Annotated in this window: 18 protein-coding genes; 5 read left to right on the plus strand and 13 right to left on the minus strand. The window is 68.2% G+C overall.

Annotation, left to right across the window (positions count from 1 at the left end; all coding sequences use genetic code 11):
- Positions 1–88: 88 nt before the first annotated feature.
- From ACLJK8_RS05730 to ACLJK8_RS05740, 3 genes are all read right to left on the minus strand, one after another.
- Positions 89–1,393 carry an HlyD family type I secretion periplasmic adaptor subunit gene (locus ACLJK8_RS05730; RefSeq protein WP_413149144.1) on the minus strand — a complete coding sequence of 435 codons (1,305 nt, stop codon included), beginning with the start codon at positions 1,391–1,393 and terminating at the stop codon, positions 89–91.
- Entirely contained in the window at positions 1,390–3,072 is a 1,683-nt protein-coding gene (locus tag ACLJK8_RS05735; protein ID WP_413149145.1) for a type I secretion system permease/ATPase, read from the minus strand. The genes ACLJK8_RS05730 and ACLJK8_RS05735 overlap by 4 nt, the downstream gene beginning before the upstream one ends.
- Positions 3,073–3,397: 325 nt before the next feature.
- Positions 3,398–5,137 (minus strand): ABC transporter substrate-binding protein, encoded by a 1,740-nt coding sequence (locus ACLJK8_RS05740; protein WP_413149146.1) that lies wholly within the window; start codon positions 5,135–5,137, stop codon positions 3,398–3,400.
- Between the two features lie 415 nt (positions 5,138–5,552).
- Here ACLJK8_RS05740 and ACLJK8_RS05745 point away from each other — a divergent pair, with 415 nt between their 5' ends.
- Together ACLJK8_RS05745 and miaA are read left to right on the plus strand one after the other, a co-directional pair.
- The gene (locus ACLJK8_RS05745; protein WP_413149147.1) at positions 5,553–7,487 is read left to right on the plus strand and encodes a sialate O-acetylesterase; all 1,935 of its coding nucleotides are present in this window, start codon (positions 5,553–5,555) and stop codon (positions 7,485–7,487) included.
- 101 nt (positions 7,488–7,588) lie between these two features.
- Positions 7,589–8,500 (plus strand): tRNA (adenosine(37)-N6)-dimethylallyltransferase MiaA, encoded by a 912-nt coding sequence (gene miaA / locus ACLJK8_RS05750; RefSeq protein ID WP_413149148.1) that lies wholly within the window; start codon positions 7,589–7,591, stop codon positions 8,498–8,500.
- 1 nt (position 8,501) lies between these two features.
- On the opposite strand, the gene hflX is transcribed toward miaA, so the two are convergent.
- The 9 genes from hflX to dusB all read right to left on the minus strand — a co-directional run bounded on the left by hflX (position 8,502) and on the right by dusB (position 20,429).
- Positions 8,502–9,761 carry a GTPase HflX gene (gene hflX / locus ACLJK8_RS05755; RefSeq protein ID WP_413149149.1) on the minus strand — a complete coding sequence of 420 codons (1,260 nt, stop codon included), beginning with the start codon at positions 9,759–9,761 and terminating at the stop codon, positions 8,502–8,504.
- A 25-nt stretch (positions 9,762–9,786) separates the two neighbouring features.
- Entirely contained in the window at positions 9,787–10,023 is a 237-nt protein-coding gene (gene hfq, locus ACLJK8_RS05760; protein ID WP_140452770.1) for an RNA chaperone Hfq, read from the minus strand.
- 143 nt (positions 10,024–10,166) lie between these two features.
- Entirely contained in the window at positions 10,167–11,687 is a 1,521-nt protein-coding gene (locus ACLJK8_RS05765; protein WP_413149150.1) for a potassium transporter TrkG, read from the minus strand.
- 28 nt (positions 11,688–11,715) lie between these two features.
- On the minus strand, positions 11,716–13,101 hold the full coding sequence (trkA, locus tag ACLJK8_RS05770) for a Trk system potassium transporter TrkA (protein ID WP_413149151.1): 1,386 nt from the start codon (positions 13,099–13,101) through the stop codon (positions 11,716–11,718).
- A gap of 42 nt (positions 13,102–13,143) precedes the next feature.
- Positions 13,144–14,541 carry a sigma-54-dependent transcriptional regulator gene (locus ACLJK8_RS05775; RefSeq protein ID WP_413149152.1) on the minus strand — a complete coding sequence of 466 codons (1,398 nt, stop codon included), beginning with the start codon at positions 14,539–14,541 and terminating at the stop codon, positions 13,144–13,146.
- On the minus strand, positions 14,538–16,826 hold the full coding sequence (locus tag ACLJK8_RS05780; RefSeq protein ID WP_413149153.1) for an ATP-binding protein: 2,289 nt from the start codon (positions 16,824–16,826) through the stop codon (positions 14,538–14,540). The genes ACLJK8_RS05775 and ACLJK8_RS05780 overlap by 4 nt, the downstream gene beginning before the upstream one ends.
- Before the next feature lie 57 nt (positions 16,827–16,883).
- Positions 16,884–18,338: a nitrogen regulation protein NR(I) gene (gene ntrC / locus ACLJK8_RS05785; protein ID WP_413149154.1), complete on the minus strand. Its 1,455-nt coding sequence runs from the start codon at positions 18,336–18,338 to the stop codon at positions 16,884–16,886.
- 4 nt (positions 18,339–18,342) lie between these two features.
- A complete protein-coding gene (locus tag ACLJK8_RS05790; RefSeq protein WP_413149155.1) occupies positions 18,343–19,419 on the minus strand; it encodes a two-component system sensor histidine kinase NtrB in 1,077 nt (358 codons plus the stop codon).
- Complete coding sequence (dusB, locus tag ACLJK8_RS05795) at positions 19,416–20,429, minus strand: tRNA dihydrouridine synthase DusB (protein ID WP_413149156.1); 1,014 nt, start codon at positions 20,427–20,429, stop codon at positions 19,416–19,418. Before dusB ends, ACLJK8_RS05790 begins: the two co-directional genes overlap by 4 nt.
- A 206-nt stretch (positions 20,430–20,635) precedes the next feature.
- On the opposite strand from dusB, the gene ispF reads away from it, so the two are divergent.
- Genes ispF through ACLJK8_RS05810 form a run of 3 tightly spaced genes read left to right on the plus strand, consistent with a single transcriptional unit; the run spans position 20,636 to position 22,855 of the window.
- Positions 20,636–21,823, plus strand: a complete 1,188-nt coding sequence (ispF, locus tag ACLJK8_RS05800) for a 2-C-methyl-D-erythritol 2,4-cyclodiphosphate synthase (protein ID WP_413149157.1) — start codon at positions 20,636–20,638, stop codon at positions 21,821–21,823.
- 19 nt (positions 21,824–21,842) lie between these two features.
- The gene (locus tag ACLJK8_RS05805) at positions 21,843–22,343 is read left to right on the plus strand and encodes a phosphatidylglycerophosphatase A (RefSeq protein WP_413149205.1); all 501 of its coding nucleotides are present in this window, start codon (positions 21,843–21,845) and stop codon (positions 22,341–22,343) included.
- 11 nt (positions 22,344–22,354) lie between these two features.
- Complete coding sequence (locus ACLJK8_RS05810; protein WP_413149158.1) at positions 22,355–22,855, plus strand: CinA family protein; 501 nt, start codon at positions 22,355–22,357, stop codon at positions 22,853–22,855.
- Here ACLJK8_RS05810 and ACLJK8_RS05815 read toward each other — a convergent pair.
- Positions 22,831–23,298, minus strand: a complete 468-nt coding sequence (locus ACLJK8_RS05815) for a type II toxin-antitoxin system RatA family toxin (RefSeq protein WP_413149159.1) — start codon at positions 23,296–23,298, stop codon at positions 22,831–22,833. The genes ACLJK8_RS05810 and ACLJK8_RS05815 overlap by 25 nt on opposite strands.
- Positions 23,299–23,460 lie beyond the last annotated feature (162 nt).

Here is a 23,460-nt window from a genome sequence, read left to right on the forward strand (position 1 = left end):
CGGCGGCCCATCCTGCGCGGCCCGAGAACGGGAAGAGCCGCCGCGAGCGACCTCGCGACGGCTCCTTCCCCACTTCTCGGAGGGCGGGTCAGGTTTCCTGGAACGCCCGCGCGAAGTAATCGGTAAACGGCTTCACGAAATAGCTGAGCGGGCTGCGCTCGGCGGTGCCGATGAAGGCCTCGACCGGCATGCCGGGCAGGAGCTTGCGGTTCGCGATCTTGTCGCGCTCGTGCTCGTCGATCTGGATGTCGGCGGTGTAGTAGCGCGTGCCCTGCGTCTTGTCCTCGACCGCGTCGGCGGAGACCGAGAGCACATGCCCGGTCAGTTCCGGCGTCGTGCGCGAGTCGAAGGCCGAGAAGCGCAGCGCCGCGACCTGGCCGACGAAGATCTGGTCGATCGAGGTCGTCGGGATCTGGCCCCGGACGATCAGGGGCGCGTCCTTCGGCACGACATACATGACCGGCTCGGCGGCCCGGATGACACCGCGCAGCGTGTCGGCGGTGTTGCCGTAGATGACGCCGTCGACCGGCGCGCGGAGCTGAAGCTTCGCGATCTGCTCCTTGAGGTCGGTGCGCCGCTCGCGCAGTTCGATCTCGCGGAATTCGAGGTCGCGCAGTTCCGAGATCGCCTCTTCACGGGTCTTGGAGTCGATCTGGACGCGGTTGATCTCCAGTTCGGCGATCCGGCCGCGGTTCTCGGCGATATTGGCCTCGATCTGGCCCGCGGTGCCTTCGAGCTCGGCGAGCGTGCGCTGCAGCGCGAGGAGCTTGCCGATCTCGGTCAGGCCCTTGTCGAGCAGGGTCTGCTGCTGCGTGACCTCCTGCTTCACCAGCCGGACCTGCTCGGCATTCGCCTTCTGCACGGCGATCAGCCCGTCGATCTCCTTGTGGATCTGCTGCTGACGCTCGGTGATCTGGTTGCTCTCGTCCTCGTTGAGCTTCTGGCGCGCCTCGAACTGCTGCTGCTGCGATTTCAGGAGATCGGCGATCCGCACGTTCTTCTCGGCCTGGGCGACGATCTCGGGGTCATAGGTGATCGTGTCGAGCCCGTCGCGCTCGGCGGCGAGCCGGCCCTTGCGGGCGAGGATCTCGAACCACTGGCCCTCGACGATGCCGAGCTCGATGATCATGCTGTCGCCTTCGAGTTCGACGAGCACCTGACCCTTGGTCACCTCGTCGCCGTCGCGGACGTTCAGGGTCTCGATCACACCACCGGTCGGATGCTGGACGACCTGGCGGTTGCCCTCGACCTCGAGATTGCCCGCGACGACCACCGCGCCCGAGATCTTCGCCACGGCCGCCCAGGCGCCGAGGCCGAAGATCATCACCGCGAGCACCACGTAGCCGCCGATCAGGAAGTGGCGGAGGTTCCAGTTGGATGCCTTGTCGCTCATGCCTGGGCTCCTCCCTCGCCGATGCGGCCCGCGACCTGCGCGTAGTTGCGTACATGGGCCTTGAGCACCTCGTCGCGCGGTCCGAAGGCCTTGGCGACGCCGCCGTCGATGATGAGAATCTTGTCGCATTCGGCGATGCCCGCGGGGCGATGCGCCATGATGACCACCGCCTTGCCCTCGGACTTGGCCTGGCGGATCGCGAGATTGAGCGCGTCCTGTCCGGCGGCGTCGAGGTTCGAGTTCGGCTCGTCGAGCACCATGATCACCGGCTCGCCGTAGAAGGCGCGCGCGAGCCCGATCCGCTGCTTCTGCCCGCCCGACAGCCGCGCGCCACCGGCCGCGACCGGGGTGTCGTAGCCTTGCGGCAGCCCGAGGATCATCTCATGGGCGCCGGCCTTCTTCGCGGCGGCGACCACGGCTTCCGCGTCGGGATGCTCCTGCATCCGGCCGATGTTCTCGGCGACGGTGCCGTCGAAAAGCACCACGTCCTGCGGCAGGTAGCCGATGTAGGAGCCGAGCACGTCGGGATCGTAGTGATCGAGCGCCGCGCCATCGAGGCGCACCGCGCCCGAGGCGGGGCGCCAGATCCCGGTCAGGACGCGCGCCAGCGTCGACTTGCCCGAGGCCGAGGCGCCGATCACGCCGAGCGCCTCGCCCGGGCGGACGTGGAAATCGAGCATCCTGAGGCTCGCGCGCTGCTGCTCCGGCGGGAAGACGGTGATCTGCGAGCAATCGAAGATCGCGCGCGGTCGGGGCAGGGCGGTGCGGTCCTGATGCTCGGGCGTGGTTTCGAGCAGCGTCTTGAGCGAGGCCCAGCCCTGACGCGCGCGGGTGACGAGCGGCCAGCCGCCGATCGCCTGTTCGATCGGCGCCAGCGCGCGGCCGAGCAGGATCGAACCGGCGATCATCGCGCCGGCGGTCATCTGGCCATGGATCACGAGATAGGCGCCGAGGCCGAGCACGGCGGATTGCAGGAAGAAGCGGAAGGTCTTGGAGAAGGTCGAGAAGGTCGAGACCTTGTCGCCCGCGCGCATCGTGGCACCAAGCGCGGCCTCGCGCAGCTTGCCCCAGCGCTGGATGACCGTGCCGCGCATGCCGAGCGCCTGGATCATCTCGCCCTGCTGGCGGATCGTTTCCGCGAAGGCGTCGCCCTGCAGGCCCGCGCGCACGGCTTCGAGTTCGGGCTTGCGGGTGGTGAGCTGGTTCAGGATCGTGGCCGCGACCAGAATGAGCCCGCCAACCAGCGCCAGATAGCCGAGATACTGGTGGAAGGTGAAGATCGCGAGGATGTAGATCGGCGCCCAGGGCATGTCGAAGATCGCGAACAGGACCGGCGAGCCGAGCAGCTTCTGCACCGATTCGAGATCCTTGAGGCCCGAGGAGGGCTTCGAGCGTTCGGTCGAGAGCACCGAGCGGCGCAGGACCGCGTTGAAGACCCGGCCGTCGAGCCGCGATTGCGCCATCGCGCCGATGCGCGAGGCGATGCGCGAGCGGGCGTAGTCGAGCAGACCCATGAAGGCGTAGAGCGTCGCGATCAGGACAGTGAGGGCGACCAGCGTCTCCTCCGACCGGCTTGGAATGACCCGGTCATAGATCTGCAGCATGTAGAGCGGCCCGATCAACTGGAGCAGGTTCACGAAGACACTGAAGACCGCGACGCTGACGAAAAGGGGGCTCATGCCCCTGAACGCCGCTCCCGGGCTGTTCAACTCACCACGCATTCATACCAACTCCCTTGCGACGCGAACGCCAAATCGGCCCGCCTGATAAGCCCATGCGCGCTTCAACGCAAAGCGGGGATTCGTATTGTTTTTGTGAACAACGAGTGCAAAAACCCACGAATCCCACGAGAAATCACCGAGTGGCGCAAACCCGCCGACGACCGCGCATGGTCATTTTTTCATGGAACCTGCGGCGAGGAAACGGAAAAATTGTCTCAGGTCCACGATTCGGCCGCGCGAACCCAAGCAGGCCACGTCTGCCACGCCGCCAGAGCGAATCAGGTCACTCCCGCTCCGCCTCGGGCACGAGCCAGACCCGTTCGAGATGCAGTTCGTATGTCGGATGCATCTCGAGGCCCCGGACCCGGTCGGTCATGTGGCGGAAGGTGTCGCGCCAGAAGGCCTGGATCAGCACGCCGGAATCACGCAGCAACGTCTCCATCTCCGCCATCAGCGGCCGCCGGGCCTCGGGATCGATCAGCGCGAGCGACCGGTCGAGCAGGGCATCGAACCTTGGATCGGCGAATCCGGTTTCGTTCCACGGGCCCGTCGAGCGATAGGCAAGCACGTAGGTCTGCGCGGCGAGGGGCCGGCTGATCCACTCCGTCGCCGAGAAGGGAAAGACGCGCCAGTCCTGCCAGAAGGCCGGCGTCGGCAGGATCACGCGTCGGACCTTCATCCCGGCGTCGCGCAGTTGGGCCGCCACGGCGTCGCAGGTGTTGCGCGGCACATCGGCGTCGGAGGAAACGAGTTCGAGTTCCGTCTCCGCCGCGCCGGCCTCGCGCAGCATGTCGAGCGCCCGTGCCGGATCGGGAGGAACCGGGGCGATCGCCGCGTAATCGGAATGCATGGGCGCGACGTGATGGTTCTCGCCCAGCGTGCCGAAACCCTGCTGCCCGAGTTCCAGCACCACGGCGTTGTCCACGGCGCGCTGAACGGCGTGGCGGACGCGCTGGTTATCGAAGGGCGGCCGGTCGACCCGCATCCGGACGCAGACGGTGTTGGTGGTGCGCGCCCCGGCCTTGCGGAGCCCGGCTTCGTCGATCTCGGCGACGTAGGAGGGCGTGGTCTCGTAGTTCGCATCGATCTCGTCGGCCTCGAAGGCGGCCAGATCGCGCGCGGGATCGGTCCCGTAGTCGATATAGTCGATGCCGTCGAGCGCCACCGGACCGAAAACCGCGTCGCCCCACCAGCCATGCGCGTCCCGGCGCCGGCTGAGGGCGGCGGAGTCGCCGACACGGACGGAGTCGATCACCCAAGGACCCGTTCCGACAGGCACCCGGGTCAGGTCGCCGCCATTGGCATCGAAATCCCGGTGCACGATCAGCGCGGGGTAATCCGAGAAGCCGGCGATCAGGGTGATGTCCGGCCGGGCGGGCCGCAGGCGCACCGTCATCGCATCAACGCGCTCGACCGCGCCGTCGATCAGCCCGGTGATGGCAACCTCGACCTCATCCTCGATCTCGCGGTTGTCGCGCGTGATCAGGACGCGCCGGGTCTCCACGCGCTTGGGCTCGATCAGGCTCGCGATCCGCGTCGCCATCGAATTGCCCGGCACATGCGCCTCGGCCCAGCGGGCGAGATTGGCGATCACATCCTCCGCGGTGAAGGCGTCGCCGTTGGTCCAGTGGACGCCCGGCCGAAGCCGCAGCAGATGCTCGGAGGCATCGGCGTTGGTTTCCCAGCCTTCGAGCAGCCATGGGCTCAGCGTCGCATCGGCGTTCTGGCGCACCAGAGACTCCAGCGCGCCGCGTGCGAGATTGCCTTTCTGCGGCCAGTCATAGAGCCGCGGGTCCTCGATCGCCATCACCGCCATCGAGATCCGCAGCCGTCCGCCCGGGACCGGCGTCTCCTCGGCACGCACCGGCGAACCCGCGAGCCCGCGCGCGACCGCCGCCGTCACGCCGAGCGAGGTCACCGCGGCGAGGAACTCCCGCCGCGACACGAAGCCTGCGTGGTAGGCTCGCAGAAACTTCGGGACCGCGGGGTGCTCGCCGCCCGCGCGCGTGTAGTCATCGGCCATGCCTTGGGCGCTCGTACTCCGGTCGAGGTTCAAAGCGCAGCAGACTGAAGTGGTGGCGGGAGGTCAATGGCAACCCGTCGTGATGATCTTATGCCAATAATGATGATTATGTTATATTTTGCCGCATGTCGCCCCGTCTGGTAGAAGATCAGGGTCTCGGACCCGGAGCGCGTCATCGCATGGATCGACGGGGCCAAGACCGTCCTGCCGGGTCGGAGGGAACGCACATGATGCCGCCGGCAGTGCAAGCCACATCACGCGACGAGTCGCCGGCGAAGTACACGCAGCTCGCATGAGCGGAATCTCGCATAGGTTGCGTGTAATCTTCCGCCGCGCGCTTGAGAACGTGCCGCCCCACATTGTATAGGCCGGATGTGACAGTCGTTTCTCGTTCATAGTAAAGTTGTAGCGAATCATGGCAGCGAAGATCTTCAGCTACGCCGGGCAGTCGAACATCGTCGGCCTGCGGTCCCTCATCGAATATATTCCGTCATACGGGTTCGATCGCGAGGTCGCTCTGGTCCGAAACGGCAGAGTGGACGACCTCAGCCCCTACCTGATTCCCGACCCGGAAGGCGTGAAGGGCTATCGCGACGAGGGATATGTGCCAGCGGGTTACGCGACCCTCGGCTACAGCGTCGAGATGTTCCTGTCGCAGATCTTCCGCTCGAAGCAGGACGACCTGGTGGCGCTCAAGACCGCCGCCGGGGGAACGAGCCTGCAGGTTCACTGGAGTCCGAGCTGGCCCGGCCAGAGCTGGAAACAGCTGCGGGACGAAATGGCCATCGCGCGTACGGAGGCCCGGAAGCTCGACCGTGATGTCGAGGTCGGGCCGCTGGTCTGGTGGCACGGCGAAACCGATTCGACGGTCCCCGATTTCGCCACCGCCTACGAGGGCAATCTGAGGGAATTCATCGACGGCTATCGCGATCTCGTGGGCGATCCTTCCGCGAAGATCATCATCGTGCTGACCGTGACGGGCGGCGGCGGCTGGAAGCGGCGCGAGGTTCAGGCGGCGCAGCGCAAGGTCGCCGACGAGGACCCGAACGTGCTCCTCTACGATCCGTCCCACCTGCCCCGCCATCCCGACAATCTGCATTTCGCGCGCGACTATTCAATCCAGGCGGCCGCCGAGATGGCCAACATGATGATCGAGGCGGGCTGGGCCGAGACCGACAACCGCTGGGGCACGGGAGCCGACGACGAGATCAGGGGCGACTCGGCCGGACAGTTCCTCTGGGGGCTCGCCGGCGATGACACGATCCGGGGCATGGGCGGCGACGACACGCTCGCGGGCGACCTCGGCTCCGATCATCTCGACGGCGGCGCGGGTGTCGATACCGCCGTGTTCGACGCGGCGACGACCGGCGTGACGGTCAATCTCGCCTCGGGACGCGGCCGGGGCAATATCGCGAGCGGCGACACGCTGGTCCGCGTCGAGAACGTTCAGGGCAGCCACTTCTCCGACACGCTCACCGGAGACGCGCGGTCCAACCGGCTGGAAGGCGGGCGCGGCGCGGATACGATCTCGGGCGGTCGCGGCCAGGACACGATCCTCGGCGGCCGGCACGACGACTCGATCTCCGGCGGATCGGGCGGCGATCTCCTCCTCGGCGGCGATGGCGCGGACATGCTGAGCGGCGGCACGGGCAAGGACTGGCTCTCCGGCGGCGCCGGCGACGACACGCTGGCCGGCGGCCCCGATGCCGACCGCCTCTCGGGCGGGACCGGAAACGACACCTACCGCGTCGGCAAGGGCGACCGCGTCGAAGAGGCGAATTCGTCGGCGGGCGGCACGGATACCGTGCTCTCCTCGGTCAGCTGGCGGCTCACATCCGGGGTCGAGGTGCTTCAGCTGACGGGGAAGAAGGGCGTTTCCGGCACTGGCGATGCGGGGGCGAACACGCTGATCGGCAACGGAGGGGCGAACCTGCTGCGCGGACTCCGGGGTAACGACAGTCTCGACGGCGGCGCCGGCAACGATACGCTCTCCGGTGGCGCGGGCACCGATCAGCTGACCGGTGGAGCCGGCGCGGATGTCTTCGTCTTCGACCGTCTGAGCACATCCACCGTCAGCGCGCCCGACATGATCCGCGGGTTCGGCGGCGCCGGATCGGCGGGCGGCGACCGGATCGACCTGTCCGATCTCGACGCCAACACCGGGCGCGCGGGCGATCAGGGGTTCAGCCTTGGTGCGAGCGGCGCGGGTTCCCTCGACGTGTCCGATCAGGGCGGCGACACGCTGATCCGCGGAGATGTCGACGGCGCGGCGGGATACGATTTCGCGATCCTGATCCGCGACGGCGCGACCCGCGCCGCCGACTACACGGCGGACGACTTCATCCTCTGAGGCCCGGCAGGGGTCGGCTCCGCGCCGGCTCCCGAACGCCGCCGCCACGCCCGCGCGTTTCAACTTGCGCCCGGGCCCCCTGCCCGTTTAGCCGTCCCGCCATGACCCTGTCCGCGCAACTGCCTCCCGTCCTGATCGCGGGCCCGACCGCCAGCGGCAAATCCGAGCTCGCGCTCCGGCTCGCGGAGCGTGATGGGGGTGTGGTCGTCAACGCCGACGCGGCGCAGGTCTACGACTGCTGGCGCGTGCTGACCGCGCGCCCGTCGGCGACGGATCTCGCGCGGGCGCCACATCTTCTCTACGGCCATGTCCGCGGCGGCACGCGCTACTCGGTCGGCGCCTGGCTCCGCGACCTCGCCCAGATCCTCGCGAACCCGCCCGGACGGCTCGTCATCACGGGCGGGACCGGGCTCTATCTCACGGCGCTGACCGAGGGTCTGACCGAGATCCCGGCGATCCCGACGGAGATCCGCGCCCGCTCGCAGGCGCTGATCGACGGCGGGCGGATCGAGGAGTTGCTCGCCGATCTGGCGCGGGAGGATCGGGAGACGCATGACCGGCTCGATCGCGCCAATCCGGTGCGAATCCAGCGCGCCTGGGAGGTGCTGCGCGCGACGGGGCGCGGTCTCACCGACTGGCACCGCGACGCGACGCCGCCGCTCATCGACGCGGCGGACTGCGTCCGGATCGTGCTCGCGCCGGAAACATCGCTGCTGAATGATCGGATCGAGCGGCGCTTCGGCCGGATGCTCGACGCGGGGGCGCTCGACGAGGTTCGCGCGTTCCTCACGCTCGACCTCGATCCGGCGCTGCCGGCGGCGCGGGTGCTGGGCGCGCCCGATCTGATCGCGCATCTCCGGGGACAGGCGACCCTCGCGGAGGCCACCGAAGCGGCGGTGATCCGGACCCGTCAGTTCGCGAAACGGCAGCGCAGCTGGTTTCGCGGTCGCATGGCCGACTGGATCTGGGTCGATCCTCTCACGGAAGACCCGCTCTCGTCGCTAACGATCTGATTCAATTCGCATTGATTGCCTCGTAGCGCGCCCGGTCCCGTTCGGTCCAGCGCACCTCGACCACGAAGCCCTCATCGGTCCGCTGCTCGGCCCGCACCAGCTTGTGATCGAACAGCCACGCTCGGCGGCGGCCTTCATCGAAGCCGAGGCGGAGCACCTCCTCCAGCGCGGGTCCGCCGAGATCCTCGGCGATCGCCTCGAGAAGCTCGTGAACGCCCTCGCCGCTGCGCGCCGAGATGACCCGAACCCGCGGGTTCCGCGCGGCGATCTGGCGCGTCGCCTCGGCCCGGTCCGGCGGCAGGAGATCGACCTTGTTCCAGACTTCGATCATCCGCTCCCGCGCCGCCTCGTCGAGACCAAGCTCTTCGAGCGTCACGCGTACACTCCCGGCCTGCGCCTCGCTCTCCTCATGGGCGATGTCGCGGACGTGCAGAACGAGATCGGCGTCCAGCACCTCCTCCAGCGTCGCCCGGAAGGCCGCGACCAGCTGGTGCGGCAGATCGGAGATGAAACCGACCGTGTCGGAGAGGATCGCATCGCGGCCATCGGGAAGCTCGATCCCGCGCATCGTCGGGTCGAGCGTGGCGAAGAGCATGTCCTTCGCCAGAACCTCCGAGCCGGTCAACCGGTTGAAAAGCGTGGACTTGCCCGCGTTGGTATAGCCCACCAGTGCCACCACCGGATAATCCAGCCGCCGCCGCGCCGCACGGTGCTGACCGCGCGTGCGAACAACCTTGGCGAGTTGCGCCTTGATCCGGACGATGCGCTCGTCAAGCGCGCGGCGGTCGGCTTCGATCTGCGTCTCGCCGGGGCCGCCCAGAAAGCCGACGCCGCCGCGCTGGCGTTCGAGGTGGGTCCAGCTCCGGACGAGCCGCGATTTCTGATAGCTCAGATGCGCGAGTTCGACCTGCAGCACACCCTCGCGCGTGCGGGCGCGATCGCCGAAGATCTCCAGGATCAGGCCGGTGCGGTCGAGCACCTTCGCCTTCCAGGCCTTCTCCAGATTGCGCTGCTGGACCGGCGTGAGAATGCCATCGACGATCACGAGCCCGGCTTCCCGCTCCGCGACGGTCGCGCCGATCTCCTCGAGCTTGCCGGTCCCGACCAGCGTGCCGGCACGAACCCTCGGAAGCGGCACGAGATCGGCGCCGACCACGTCGAGATCGAGCGCTTCCGTCAGCGCGACCGCCTCGGCGAGCGCGGCGGCGGAGTCCCGGCCATCGGAGCCATGGCGGACCGGATGAAGCACGAGGGCGCGCATCCGACGATTCGCGTCGATACCCGCGTCAGTGATCGTCTGCCTCGTAAAGCGTGATCGGCTGCGACGGCATCACGGTCGAGATCGCATGTTTGTAGACCAACTGGGACTGGCCGTCCCGGCGAAGCAGAACACAGAAGTTGTCGAACCAGGTGATCACGCCCTGCAGCTTCACGCCGTTCATCAGGAAGATCGTGACCGGGACTTTCGCCTTGCGGATGTTGTTGAGAAAGGCGTCCTGCAGGTTCTGTTTGTCGGCAGCCATTTTTTCAGCCTTCAGTTGTATGGAGACGCGCGCTCAGGATGCGTCATTGTTGTTGTTGCGTGGCAGTATGGATGTGGCCAGACACCATTTCCAGACGTCGGACGCAAATTTTTGAAGTGCGGCATTTTGGCCGCGGCCAAGCACTATCGCCTCCAGAACGCGGGATTGAGCAGGGCGACGATGACGAGGGTTTCCATGCGGCCGACGATCATGCCGACCGAAAGGATGGCGAGCGCCGAATCGGGCAGCACCGCGTAGCGTGCGCCCTCCCCCAGCGTGCCGGCGAGCGAGCCCGTCGTCGTCAGCGATGCGATCGCGAAGGTGAGGCTTTCCTCGAACCCGAGCCCGGTCGCCGTGAGCGCGATCATGATGGCCGCGATGGCGATCAGGAAAAGCATCAGGAAAATGAAGGCGATGCGCGCGCCGGCCCGGGTAATCAGCCGCTCGCCGTCGCGCTGGCGGGCGATCGCGCTCGGATGCGTCAGAAGGTCGAGTTCGCGCAGGCCATGGCGGTAGAGCACGTAGAGCCGGAAGAGTTTCACGCCGCCCGCGGTCGTCGCGATGCCGCCCCCCATGACTGCGAGGCCCATCAGGATGGTCCCGGGCTGCGGGAGATTCGACCAGAGCTGCGAGGCCCGCCAGTCCGCGCTGAGAAATCCGGTGGTGGTCAGAAACGAGAGGCTGGTGAAGAGCCCGCCCCAGATCGCGCGGAGCGATCCTGCGATGTCATGCTGCCGGTCGATCTCCGCCGCGCCTGCGAAGGCGCGCAGATAGAGCACCAGGGTAACGCCGAGGACGCTGATCAGCATCAGGCGGAACTGCGGATCGTCGAAGCTCGGCAGGCGTCGGTGGCGGTCGGTGTAGTTGGTGATGCGATGGGAGACCGCCGGAAGCAGCAGGATGAGGATCGCAAGCTCGCCGATCCGGCCGGAGGGCGCGTTCTGCGTTCCGTTGATCGGCGACACGCCGCTCGTCGAGAGCGTCGACATCGCATGGCTCACCGCGACGAGCGGCGGATCGCCCGCCATCAGCAGGACCAGGGCGAGAACGCCCGTGAGGCCGCCGTAGATCGGCCCGATGTCGCCGGCGAAGCGGACCAGGCGGCTCGACGCTTCTTCGAGCGACGCGGCGCTCCGTCCCTCGCCGGCGGCCTCCGCGAATTCGAATCCGCCGAGGTTCATCGGCGCGAGAATCGCATAGACGACGACGAGCGCCATGAAGCCGCCGGCCCAGCCCACCATCGCCCGCCAGAGATGCAGGGGTGCCGGCAGAAGCTCGGGCGAGCGGTCGAAGAGCGTCGCCCCCGTCGTGGTGAGGCAGGACAGCATCTCGAAATAGGCGGCGCCGATCGTCGTGCCGGGCACGATCGCCGTCAGCGGCGTCGCGAGCACGACGGGCAACAGCGCGTAGATGAGCACGAGCGTGACGAGATGATAGCGTTCCGCGATCCGGGGCATCCGGTTCATCGTCGCGAGCCCGATGATGACGGCGACGAAGGCGAAGAACACGCCATGGATCAGGAAGACGCGGGCGACGAGCCAGTTCCGCTCGCTGGCGCCGACGAGCGCGGGGACCTGCATCATCAGCGAGGCGAGCAGCATCATGCGGATGAAACCGGGGAACCGCCGCGGAGCGACCGCGTCGAGCCGCTGCCTGGCCTTCATGCTCGTGGATCGGCCGGAACCCATGATCTCAGAAGAAGTCGAAACCGACCTGGAACAGCCGTTCCACATCGGCGACCGAGTTGCGCATCGCGAAGATCGTAAGCTCGTCGCCTTCGACGATCTGCGTATCCCCCTTCGGCGTGAAGACGTTGTCGCCGCGCCGGATCACCCCGATACGCGCGTCCTTCGGAAGTTCGGCGTCGCGCACGGTTCGGCCGGCGAGCGCCGAGGTCCGCAGCACCTGCGCCTCGATCACCTCTGCCTCGCCGTCGCCGATCGAATAGACCTGACGGATGCGTCCATGCCGGACGTAGCGCAGGATCGAGGAGACGGTGGTCGAGCGCGGATTGACATAGGCGTCGATGCCGATCGGCTCGATGAGATCGACCAGCGTCGGATCGTTGAGAAGTGCGACCACGAGTTTCGCACCCGCCGCTTTCGCGCGCACACAGGCGAGGAGATTGGTCTTGTCGTCCTCGGTCAGCGCGACCATCGCATCGGTCTCGGCGACATTGGCCTCGCGCAGCAGCGCCATGTCCATGCCGTCGCCGCCGAGCACCACCGCCTTGCGCAGTGTCTCGGCAGCGTGTTCGGCCCGCTTGCGGTTGCGCTCGATGAGCTTGATCTGGGCGCGGGGCTGGTCGCGCTCCATCGATTGCGCGACGCGGAGCCCGATGTTGCCGGCGCCGACGATGAGCGCGCGTTCGACCCGGAGCCCGCTCTTGCCGAAGGCTTCCATGAAGCGCGCCATGTCCTCGGTCACGATCAGCGCGTAGATCTGGTCGCCCGGCTGCAGCTGGTCGTCCGCGTCCACGACCGCGAGCTTGCCGCCCTTGCGACGCACGCCGACGATCACCGCCCTGAGGGTGGAGAAGAGCTCGCTCAGCTGGCGCAGCGGCGTGTAGAGCGCGGCGCAGTCGTTTTCCAGTGTCATGCCAACGAGATGGGCGCGGTCCTGAATGAAGCCCTCGATGTCGAAGGCGGCCGGCGCGCTCAGCCGTTGCAGCACGGCGTCCGCGACCGAGATCTCCGGCGAGATCACCACGTCGATCGGCAGATGACCCGTCCGGTAGAGATCGGTGTAGATCGCGTCGAGATAGGCCTGCGAGCGCAGGCGCGCGATCTTGCGCGGGACGGCGAAGATCGAATGCGCGACCTGGCAGACGACCATGTTCACCTCGTCGGACTGGGTCGCGGCGATGACCATGTCCGCGTCGCGCGCGCCGGCCTGTTCGAGCACGTCCGGATGCGAGGCGAACCCCGTGATCCCGCCGACATCGTGGCCATCCATCAGCCGCCGCACCAGCCCGGGGTCATTGTCGATCACGGTGATCGCATTCGGGCCGGCCTCGCGCGCCAGATGGCGCGCGATCTGGCCGCCCACCTGTCCCGCGCCGCAGATGATGATCTTCATGCCCGGTCTTTCCTGGCGAGTCCGATCCGCCCCTCTCGGGCGTCAGACCGCTTCCTCGGCTTCCTCGTTCCGGCCGCCACGGCCGGCGGAGATGACGTTCAGCGACTTCAGCTTGCGGTGCAAGGCCGAACGTTCCATCCCGACGAAGCTCGCCGTCCGGGAGATGTTGCCGCCGAAGCGGTTGATCTGCGCGATCAGGTATTCCCGCTCGAACATTTCGCGCGCCTCGCGCAGCGCGAGCCCGGCGAAGGAGGCGCCGAGCATTCCGCCCGCGCTGGCCCCATTCGCCTGCGAGTCGGCGGTCAGTTCCTCCGGTTCGATCTCTCCGGCCTCGGAGCCGAGGATCAGCGCGCGTTCCAGCGTGTTGCGAAGCTGGCGGACGTTGCCGGGCCAGCGCATGGTCTGGAGCTGCGCCTCGGCCTCGGGCGAGAGCGCGCGGTGCGGCAGTCCCTGATTGGCGTTGAGCTCGGTCAGGAAATGCGCCGCGAGTTCGGGAATATCCTCGCGCCGCGCCTCGAGCGGGGGCACGGTGATCGGCACGACGTTGAGCCGGTGGAAAAGCTCGGTCCGGAACCGCCCGGCTGCCGCCTCGCGGGCGAGATCGCGGGTGGTCGCGGAGAGGACACGCACATCGACCCGCACGGTGTCCGAGCCGCCGGCGCGCTGGAAGCTCTGGTCGACCAGGACGCGCAGGATCTTCGACTGGGTACCGGGGGGCATGTCGGACACTTCGTCGAAGAACAGGATGCCGGTATGGGCTCGTTCGAAGAGGCCCGGCTCCACGCCGCGCTCGGAACTCTCCCGGCCGAAGAGCACCTCCTCCATCTGGTCGGCGCCGATCGAGGCCGAATTGACGGTGATGAAGGGGCCGTTCGCGCGCTCCGAATTGTGGTGGAGATAGCGCGCGGCGACCTCCTTGCCCGAGCCGGCGGGGCCGGTCAGCATCACGCGGCTGTTGGTGCGCGAGACCTTGTCGAGCTGCGAGCGGAGCTGGCGGAAGGCGCCGCCGGAGCCGACCATCACCGGGTTCGCCACCTCCTTGCCGCGGAGCGCCGCGTTCTCCCGCCTGAGCCGCGAGGTTTCGAGCGCGCGGCTGATCACGACCATCAGCTGATCGATGTTGAACGGCTTCTCGATGAAGTCATAGGCGCCCTGCTTGATCGCCGCGACCGCGATCTCGATATTGCCGTGGCCCGAGATGATCACGATCGGGATCGCCGGATTGTCCCGCTTCACGCGTTTCAGGATATCGATCCCGTCGAGCCGGCTGTCCTTGAGCCAGATGTCTAGGATCACCAGATCGGGCGGCGCCGCGTTGATCTCGGCGAGCGCCGCGTCGCTCTCCGCCGCGGTGCGGACCCCGTGGCCCTCGTCGGTCAGGATATCCGCGATCAGCGCGCGGATGTCGGGTTCGTCATCGACAACCAGGATATCGGTCATTGGGCGCTCTCTCTCAACCTTGTTCTTGTCTGTTCTTCCTGACCGGCCGGGCGCTCGGGAGATTTGTCCGGAAGCCCCGTCGGCAGGGTGATCCGCGCGCGCGCGCCGACATGCCCGTCATCGCCGAACGGCCGCGCCGGAAGAAGTTCCAGTGTCCCGTCATGCTCCTCGACGATCTTCTTCACGATGGGAAGACCGAGGCCGGTTCCCTTCGCGCGGTGCGTCACATAGGGCTCGAACAGCCGTCCCGGATCCTCCGGCAGGCCGCGGCCGTTGTCCTCGATCTCGATGACGATCTCGTCCTCATTGCCCGTCATCGAGACGCGGATCTCACCGGGTGCGAAATCCCGGTCGCCGCCCCGCTCATCGATCGCCTCGGAGGCGTTCTTCATCAGGTTGGTCAACGCCTGATTCATCATCGTGCCGTCGAGATGCGCGAGGACAGCCTGCTCCGGCCGGCTCAGGGCGTAGCGGATATCCGGCCGCGCCGATTCCTGCAACAGCACCGCGTCGCCGATCAGCTTGCCGAGGTCGAGCGGCTTCCTCTCGGGCGCGGGCATCCGCGCGAAGCGGGAGAATTCGTCGACGATGCGGCGGAGGTCGTTGGTCTGGCGGATGATGACATCGGCGTATTGTTCGAGGCTCTCCTTCTGGTCGCCGACCATGGGGCCGAACTTGCGCCGCATCCGTTCGGCCGAGAGCTGGATCGGCGTCAGCGGGTTCTTCACCTCATGCGCGATACGTCGGGCCACGTCGCCCCAGGCCGCGAGCCGCTGGGCCACGACGAGATCCGTCACATCGTCGAAGGAGACCACATAGCCTTCGAGCACCCCGTCCGAACCGGCCCGCGTCGCGATCCGCACGAGCAGGTCGCGCTGCCGCCCGTCGCGCATCACGCGCACCTCGGCCTGCGCCACCGCCTGGGGCTTGCGGGTGTCGAGCTTGTCGATCAGCGCCGCGAGTTCCGGGACGGCCTCGCGCAGCGACTGCGCCGTCGCCTCCGCCGGGTCGAGCCCGAGGAGCGCGGAGGCGGCGGTGTTCATCATCTCGATCCGGCCGAGCCCGTCGAGGCCGATCACGCCCGCGGTCACGCCCGAGAGGACCGAGTCGAAGAGACGCCGGCGCCGCTCGGTCTCGGCGTTGATCGCGATCAGCGCGTCGCGCTGGCCCTTCACCTGACGGGTCATCTTGTTGAAACCCCGGCTCAGGATCGCGATCTCGTCCTCGCCCGGCTCCTCGCGGACGCGGACGTCGAGATCGCCCTGCCCCACGCGTTCGGCGGCGCGGGCAAGCCGTCCGACCGGTCGCGCCAGCCGTTCCGCGAACCAGAGCCCCATCCACATCGCGGCGAGGATCACGGCGAGCGCGAAGCCGAGGTAGATCAGCGCGAATTCGAACACCATCCGGCCCCGGTCCGATTCAAGCTGCTCGTAGAGGCGCACCGTCTCCTTGGTCTCATCGAGCAGGCTCAGGATCTGCCCGTCCACCTCCCGGCTCACGTAGAGGTAATAGTCCACGAAACCGTCGAGCCGCGTCAGCGCGCGAAACTCGTTATGCTCCCAGTCCTGGATCACCACGATCTCGCCCGAGCGCGCCAGATCGATCTCCTCCGGACTGGGCGGGCCGTAGTCGAAGAGATAGCTGCGCTCGCCCCGGGAGCGGATCTGGGCTTCGCCGTCGATCACATAGGCGGTGGGAAGCGCGCGCTGCATCTGCAGCTGGCCGCGGGTCAGCGTCTCGCGCAGCTGGCCGCCAGACATCAGCGGATAGCGCCGCTTCTGGTCCTCGATGAAATTCGCGAGCGCGCGGGCGTCGTTCTGGAGCGTCACCCGATGCTCGTTCTCATAGGCCTGGGCGGCGGCGAGCGAATTCGAGACCACGTTACGCACCCGGTCGGAGAACCAGCCTTCGAGACCCACATTGAGCGTGATCGTCGCGAAGACGGCGACGAGGATCGTGGGGATGAGCGCGATCAGCGTGAAGAACCGGACCAGCCGCATGTGCAGCGTGGCGCCTGAGCCCTCGCGGCGCTCCGAGATCATCTCGGCGATGCGGCGGACGACGAAGCCGGCGACGACGAGCGCGTAGACGAAATCGGCCAGCAGCACGACCCGGAGCGACCGGCCGCCGCCGAGCCATTCCATCTCACCAAGCACGGCGAAGGTCGCGATCGCGAGGATCGGCGCGAGCGCGACCATGATCCAGAAGCCGGCGGCCTGAACGCCTCGGTTACTCCGCCACCGGCCCAGACGTAGCCAGGTGAGGGTCAGCGATGACGTGCGCATTTCAGTCTTGGGCGCATTGTTGTGTTGGGCTTGAAATCCTGCTCGACTGTTGCAGTCTTACATCATCCGTTTGCCACGTGTCACCCGAATGTCGAGATCCTTGATCTTTTTTCGCAGCGTATTGCGGTTGATGCCGAGGAGTTCGGCCGTGCGTACCTGATTTCCCCGCGTCGCCGAGAGGCTGAGCGCGATCAGCGGCAGTTCCATCTCCTTCAGGATGCGGTCGTAGAGCCCATCCGGCGGCAGGCCGTCGCCGTGCAGGTCGAAGTAGCGCCGCAGATGCCCCTCGATCGCATGGGCGAGGCGCTGCGGCTGCGGCCCCGACGGGCTGGAGGCGGAACTCGGGCGGGCCGAGATCTCCTGGCTCACCACCGTGCCGGAGATCAGCTCGTCCGGGCAGAGCACGCAGAGGCGGCGCATCAGGTTCTCGAGCTCGCGCACGTTGCCCGACCATTCCTGCTTCTTCAGGATGTCGAGCGCCTCCTTCGAGATCGTCTTGCGCGGCAGGCCCTCGGCCTCGGCCCGGCGCAGGAAGGCGCGGGCGAGATCGGGCACGTCCTCCAGCCGCTCTCGCAGCGGCGGCAGGCGGATCGGCACGACATTGAGGCGGTAGAAGAGATCCTCGCGGAAGCGTCCCTCGTTGATCAGCCCGCGCAGGTCCTGATGCGTGGCGGCGACGACGCGCACGTCGGCCGTCTGGACATCGCGCCCGCCGACGCGGGTGAACTCGCCCTCCTGCAGCACCCTCAGCAGCCGGGTCTGCGCGTCGAGCGGCATGTCGCCCACCTCGTCGAGAAAGAGCGTGCCGCCCCGCGCGAGTTCGAACTTGCCCGGCACCGCGCGTTCGGCGCCGTTGAAGGCGCCCTTCTCATGGCCGAAGAGCTCGCTCTCGATCATCTCGCGCGGGATCGCCGCGAGGTTGACCGCCATGAAGGGTCCGTTCTTGCGCAGCCCGAAATTGTGCAGCGCGCGGGCGACGAGTTCCTTGCCGGTGCCGCTCTCGCCGTTGATCATCACGCCGAGGTCGGTGTTCATGAGCCGCGCGAGGATGCGATAGACTTCCTGCATCGCGGGGGAGCGTCCGATCAGCGGAAGGTTGTCCTCGCGCTGCGGCTCGGACTCCTCGGCCGCGGGTACGCCGCGCCGGTTCTTCTGGGTCAGCGCCTTGGAAACCTGACCGAGCACCTCCTTGAGATCGAAGGGTTTCGGCAGATATTCGTAGGCGCCGACCTCGGTCGCGCGGATCGCGGTCATCACCGTATTCTGCGCGCTCATGACGATGACCGGCAGATCCGGGCGCCGCTTCTTGATGGCGGGCAGCAGGTCGAGCCCGTCGCCGTCCGGCAGCATGACATCGGTCACGACGACATCGCCCTCGCCCTCCTCGACCCAGCGCCAGAGCGTCGAGGCCGTGCCGGTCGCGCGCACTCGGCACCCGGCGCGGGTCAGCGCCTGGGCCAGTACGGTGCGGATCGTGCGGTCGTCATCGGCGACCAGGATGGTTCCTTCCATGCGCTCAGGCTCCCATCGAGTCGCGCCAGATCGGCAGCCGCACCCTGAAGCGCGTCCGCCCCGGGCGGCTGTCGCATTCCACGACGCCGCCATGGTCCGCGACGAATTTCGAGACAAGCGACAGGCCGAGCCCGGTGCCGTTCACCTTGGAACTGACGAAGGGATCGAACACGTCGCGAATGAGGTTGTCCGGGATGCCCGGACCATTGTCGGTGATCGTCACGAGAAGGGGCAGGCTCTCGCTCTGCCGGCCCGGACCCAGCATCTTCACGCCGGGGCGGAAGGCGCTCGACATGCCGATCGCGCCGCCGACGCGGGGCACCGCCTCGGCGGCGTTCTTGAGGAGGTTCTGGAACACCTGCAGCAACTGGTCCGGGTCGCCCGCCGTCGGCGGCAGCGACGGGTCGTAATCCTCCGAGAAGCGGACATGGGCGGCGAAACCCGCCTGTGCCGCGCGGCGGGCTCGGTCCAGCACGTCATGGATATTGATCGGCCGGCGCTGCGCCGGACGCAGATCGCCGAACTGCTCCACCTTGTCGACGAGCTTGCCGATCCGCGCCGCCTCGGCCTGGATCAGTCCGGTCAATTCCTTGTCCGCCTCGCCGAGGCTCATTTCGAGAAGCTGCGCCGCGCCCGAGATCCCGGCGAGCGGGTTGCGGATCTCATGCGCCAGCATCGCCGCCATGCCGGTCACCGAGCGCGCGGCGGAACGGTGGTTCAGGCTGCGGTCCATCTTGTCCGCCATACCCTGGGGATGCATGAGCAGCAGGATCTCGCCGTCATTGTCGTAGAGCGGGGTCGCATGCACGTTCTGGGAGCGCGGCGGCTGATCGGCCCAGGCTACCGACAGGTTGTATTGCGCGACCGAGACGCCGTTGCGCCGGGCCTGGCGGACCACGTCGAGCACGGCGCTGTCCTGGCCGACGAAACGTCCGATCGGCCGGCCGGCCATCTGGCGCAGCGAGAGCCCGCCGAAGCTCTCGGCGGCGGGATTGGCGACGCGGATCTGGTCATGCGCGTCGAGCACCACCGCGGGATAGGGAATGGCGCTCCAGAGCGCCTCGAAACCCATCGTGATCATGCCGCGACCTCCGCGGGTGGCCGGGCGGCGTCGAGTTCGGGCACCTCGGCCCGGAGGATCCCGATCACCGCCTCCGGGGTCGGCGCCCGCATCAGCCGCGCCCGCGCCGGCGCCGAACCCGGCAGCCGGTCGAGGTACCAGCCGAGATGCTTGCGCGCCACGCGTGCGCCGATGTCGCGGCCATAGAAGCCGAGCATCGCTTCGTAATGCGCGACGATGAAATCCGCGAGCGCCGCGCCGCGTGGCGCCTCGGGTACCGGGGCGCCGTTGAGCGCGGCGGCGATCTCGCCGGGCAGCCAGGGCGCGCCCCGCGCCCCCCGGCCGATCATCACCCCATCGGCGCCCGAGGCCGCGAGCGCCGCCCGCGCGCTCCCGGCGCAGGTGATATCGCCATTGGCGATCACCGGGATCGTGACCGCGCGCTTCACAGCCGCGATCGCGGCCCAGTCGGCGGTTCCGGTATAGAATTGGCAGCGGGTGCGGCCGTGGATGGCGATCATCGACACGCCCGCCGCCTCCGCCCGGCGGGCGAGCTCCGGCGCGTTCAGCGTGTCGCAGTCCCATCCGAGCCGGGTCTTCACCGTCACCGGCACATCGACGGCGGCGACCACCGCCGCGACGATCGCCAGCGCGAGGTCGAGATCGCGCATCAGCGCCGAGCCCGACAGACCATTGGTGACCTTCTTCGCCGGACAGCCGAAATTGATGTCGATGACGCGCGCGCCTTCGCCGGCGCAATAGCGCGCCGCCTCCGCCATCGGGCCAGGCTCGCGCCCGGCGAGTTGCGCCCCGCTCCGTTCCGCCACCCGGCCGATCCGCGCCTTGCCCCGTGCGAGCGGACGGGCGTTCAGCACCTCGCCACTCGCGATCATCTCCGAGAAAACCATCGCCGCGCCATGATCCAGCGCGCGATCCCGGAAAGGCAGGTCGGTAATTCCGGCCATGGGTGCGAGAAAAACAGGCGCTTGCGGGATCTTGCAATCCGAAAACACAATCACTGCCCAAACCATGTGCACCTGTCGCCCTGATTATCAAATGACCGCCTGAATGGCAAGCACTGCCGGGCAGTCTGTCGCGAGAGAGGCGGTGGTCGGGATCTGAGTGGGTGGGATGGTGGCGGGGTTTCCAGCGGGCGGGATCGCAGCGGGTGGGATTGCGGCGGGTAGGCGGGGGCTTCTATAAGCGGCGGACCGATCGACCAAGGAGCCCGGGAGCAATGGCCAACGCCGCGCTGATCGTCGCCGCGGGCCGCGGGGTCCGGCTCGGCGGAGAGATGCCGAAACAATACCGCGAGGTCGGGGGCGAGGCGATTCTCACCCGTGCCATCCGCGCGCTCATGGCGCACCGCGACATCGGCCCGGTGCTGACGGTGATCGCGGCGACGGATCGCGCGCTCTATGACGCGGCGACCCTCGGCATCGCCGACCCTCGCCTGCTGCCGCCCGTCACCGGCGCCGAGAGCCGCGCGGGCTCCGTCCGCGCCGGGCTCGAAGCGCTCGCACCGCTCGCGCCCCGTGTGGTGCTGATCCACGACGCGGCGCGTCCCTTCGTCGCGCCCAAGGTGATCGGAGCCGTCCTCGACGCGCTCCGCGAGGCGCCGGGGGCGGTCCCCTGCCTGCCGGTCGTCGACGCGCTCTGGCGGGTGGAGGATCGACACGCGGCGAGCCCGGTTCCGCGCGACGGCCTCGCTCGCGCGCAGACGCCGCAGGGTTTCGCCTTCGACGCCATCCTCGCCGCGCATCGCGGCCTCGCCGATCCGGCGGCGGCGCTCGACGACGCCGCGGTCGCCCGCGCGGCGGGACTCGCGGTCCGCGCCGTTCCGGGCGACGAGGACAACGTGAAGATCACCACTCCGGCCGACCTCGCCCGTGCCCGGGCGCGGGCAGCCGGTCTCACCTCCCATCCGGCTCCCGAGGAGACTGTCATGGATATCCGCGCCGGCAACGGCTTCGACGTCCACGCCTTCGGCCCCGGCGACGGGGTCACGCTCTGCGGCGTGCGCCTGCCCTTCGACCGCGGCCTCATTGGCCATTCCGACGCCGATGTGGGGATGCATGCGATCACCGATGCGATCTTCGGCGCGCTGGCCGAAGGCGACATCGGCCAGTGGTTTCCGCCCTCGGAACCGGAGTGGAAGGGCGCGGCCTCGGAGATCTTCCTGCGCAAGGCCGTGGAGCGGGCCGGCGCCCGCGGCTTCGCCGTCACCTCGCTCGACTGCACGCTCATCTGCGAGAAGCCGAAGATCGGCCCCCGGGCGGCGGAGATGCGGGCGGCGCTCGCCCGTATCACCGGCATCGACCTCGACCGGATCAGCGTCAAGGCCACGACCTCCGAGCGGCTCGGCTTCACCGGCCGCGAGGAGGGAATCGCCGCGCTCGCCACCGCGACGCTGGTGAAGATGTGAGGGTGGAGCCATGACACGGATGAAGGCGGCCCGCGCCATTGCGACCTTCGGCTACGTCGGCCTGCTCCGCCCGGCCTCCGGCACCTGGGGTTCGCTCGCCGCGCTGCCGCTCGGCTATCTGCTGCACTGGCTCGGGGGGTTCCCGCTGCTCGCGCTCGCCTCCGCGGCGCTCTTCGGCATCGGCCTCTGGGCGGTCCGCGTCGAGACGGCGGCCAATCCGACCGAGGACCCGTCCGAGATCGTCGTGGACGAGGTGGTCGGCCAGTGGATCGCGCTCTTCCCGCTGTCGGCGGGCCTCTGGATGATGGGCATGCCGCCCGCGCTCTTTCCCTGGCCGGGCTGGGTCGGAGGCTTCCTCATGTTCCGGCTGTTCGACATCTGGAAGCCCTGGCCGGTCTCCGCCGCCGACAACCTGCACTCGCCCTTCGGCGTGATGCTGGACGATGTGTTGGCGGGTCTCTACGCCGCGATCGTGGTGTGCGCGGCCGCCGCCGTGTCACACGGCCTCATGGGTGCCTGAGGAGGGTCTTGATGGCGGAGCCACGCATGATCGACGAGGACCGCGCGACGCGCCTGCTCTCCGCCGCGCGGGCACGGGGCTGGCATCTGGCCACGGCGGAGAGCTGCACCGGCGGGCTGGTCGCCGGGGCGCTCACGGATGTTCCGGGCTCCTCCGACGTGGTGGACCGCGGCTTCGTCACCTATTCGAACGCGGCGAAGACGGAGATGATCGGCGTGCCGCCGGACCTGATCACCGAACACGGCGCCGTCTCCGAACCGGTCGCGCGCGCCATGGCCGAGGGCGCCCGCGCCGCATCCGGCGCCGACATCGCCATCGCCATCACCGGCGTCGCCGGCCCCGGGGCCTCGGAGGCGAAGCCGGAAGGTCTGGTCTGGTTCGCGGTCGCTACCGCCGGCGGCACTCGCGCGGAGCGGCGCGACTTCGGCGCGCTCGGCCGGCAGCGGGTGCGCGCCCGCGCCGTCGAGACCGCGCTCGACCTCGGGCTTCAGGCGGTGCTCGACGCGCCGTAGAGCTGGGCCGCGCGGGTCTCGAAAGCGCGCACGATCCGCTGCATCGCCTCGTTAAAGACGAATCCGATCAGCTTCGACAGGATCGCCGAGCGGAACTCGAAATCGACGTAGAAATCCACCTCGCACTGGCGCTCGCCCATCGGGATGAACTTCCAGCGGTTGCGCAGGTATCGGAACGGCCCGTCGATATATTCGACATCGATGGTGCGATCCTCGGGCCTGAGCGTGACCCGGCTGCCGAAACGCTCACGGTAGACCTTGAACGAGATCACGAGATCGGCCTCCATGATCTCCCCCGACCCGTCCGGCAGCGGCTTCACCGAACGGATGCGCGCCGCCGAACACCAGGGCAGGAATTCGGGATAGCGTCCGACATCGGCGATCAGCGCGTACATCTGATCGGCGGAATAGGGCATGATCCGGGTTTCCGCGTGGGTCGGCATAGGCTCCTCGACTGGGGGGCTCGCCCGGAACTCGGCCGGGGTTTCGCGTTGTCGGTGCTGGTATTTGACAATAGGATGTCGCCGGCACAAGGCCCGGACGGAAACTTCGGCGCCGCCCCGCCGCGAACGCGCGGCGCGGGTCGGAAGCGGTGGCCAGAAGCC

The organism is Amaricoccus sp. W119, assembly GCF_047275745.1.
Taxonomy (GTDB): domain Bacteria; phylum Pseudomonadota; class Alphaproteobacteria; order Rhodobacterales; family Rhodobacteraceae; genus Amaricoccus.

What these genes read in the sequence shown, in the direction of transcription:
- ACLJK8_RS05765 (WP_413149150.1), bottom strand. Translation starts at nt 11,687, where the DNA reads ATGAAGGCCAGGCAGCGGCTCGACGCGGTCGCTCCGCGGCGGTTCCCC.
- ACLJK8_RS05775 (WP_413149152.1), bottom strand. Translation starts at nt 14,541, where the DNA reads ATGACCGATATCCTGGTTGTCGATGACGAACCCGACATCCGCGCGCTG.
- ACLJK8_RS05740 (WP_413149146.1), bottom strand. Translation starts at nt 5,137, where the DNA reads ATGGCCGATGACTACACGCGCGCGGGCGGCGAGCACCCCGCGGTCCCG.
- ispF (WP_413149157.1), top strand. Translation starts at nt 20,636, where the DNA reads ATGGCCAACGCCGCGCTGATCGTCGCCGCGGGCCGCGGGGTCCGGCTC.
- ACLJK8_RS05805 (WP_413149205.1), top strand. Translation starts at nt 21,843, where the DNA reads ATGAAGGCGGCCCGCGCCATTGCGACCTTCGGCTACGTCGGCCTGCTC.
- ntrC (WP_413149154.1), bottom strand. Translation starts at nt 18,338, where the DNA reads ATGGAAGGAACCATCCTGGTCGCCGATGACGACCGCACGATCCGCACC.
- ACLJK8_RS05810 (WP_413149158.1), top strand. Translation starts at nt 22,355, where the DNA reads ATGGCGGAGCCACGCATGATCGACGAGGACCGCGCGACGCGCCTGCTC.
- ACLJK8_RS05790 (WP_413149155.1), bottom strand. Translation starts at nt 19,419, where the DNA reads ATGATCACGATGGGTTTCGAGGCGCTCTGGAGCGCCATTCCCTATCCC.
- ACLJK8_RS05745 (WP_413149147.1), top strand. Translation starts at nt 5,553, where the DNA reads ATGGCAGCGAAGATCTTCAGCTACGCCGGGCAGTCGAACATCGTCGGC.
- hfq (WP_140452770.1), bottom strand. Translation starts at nt 10,023, where the DNA reads ATGGCTGCCGACAAACAGAACCTGCAGGACGCCTTTCTCAACAACATC.
- trkA (WP_413149151.1), bottom strand. Translation starts at nt 13,101, where the DNA reads ATGAAGATCATCATCTGCGGCGCGGGACAGGTGGGCGGCCAGATCGCG.
- ACLJK8_RS05735 (WP_413149145.1), bottom strand. Translation starts at nt 3,072, where the DNA reads ATGAGCCCCCTTTTCGTCAGCGTCGCGGTCTTCAGTGTCTTCGTGAAC.
- ACLJK8_RS05780 (WP_413149153.1), bottom strand. Translation starts at nt 16,826, where the DNA reads ATGCGCACGTCATCGCTGACCCTCACCTGGCTACGTCTGGGCCGGTGG.
- miaA (WP_413149148.1), top strand. Translation starts at nt 7,589, where the DNA reads ATGACCCTGTCCGCGCAACTGCCTCCCGTCCTGATCGCGGGCCCGACC.
- dusB (WP_413149156.1), bottom strand. Translation starts at nt 20,429, where the DNA reads ATGGTTTGGGCAGTGATTGTGTTTTCGGATTGCAAGATCCCGCAAGCG.
- ACLJK8_RS05730 (WP_413149144.1), bottom strand. Translation starts at nt 1,393, where the DNA reads ATGAGCGACAAGGCATCCAACTGGAACCTCCGCCACTTCCTGATCGGC.
- ACLJK8_RS05815 (WP_413149159.1), bottom strand. Translation starts at nt 23,298, where the DNA reads ATGCCGACCCACGCGGAAACCCGGATCATGCCCTATTCCGCCGATCAG.
- hflX (WP_413149149.1), bottom strand. Translation starts at nt 9,761, where the DNA reads ATGCGCGCCCTCGTGCTTCATCCGGTCCGCCATGGCTCCGATGGCCGG.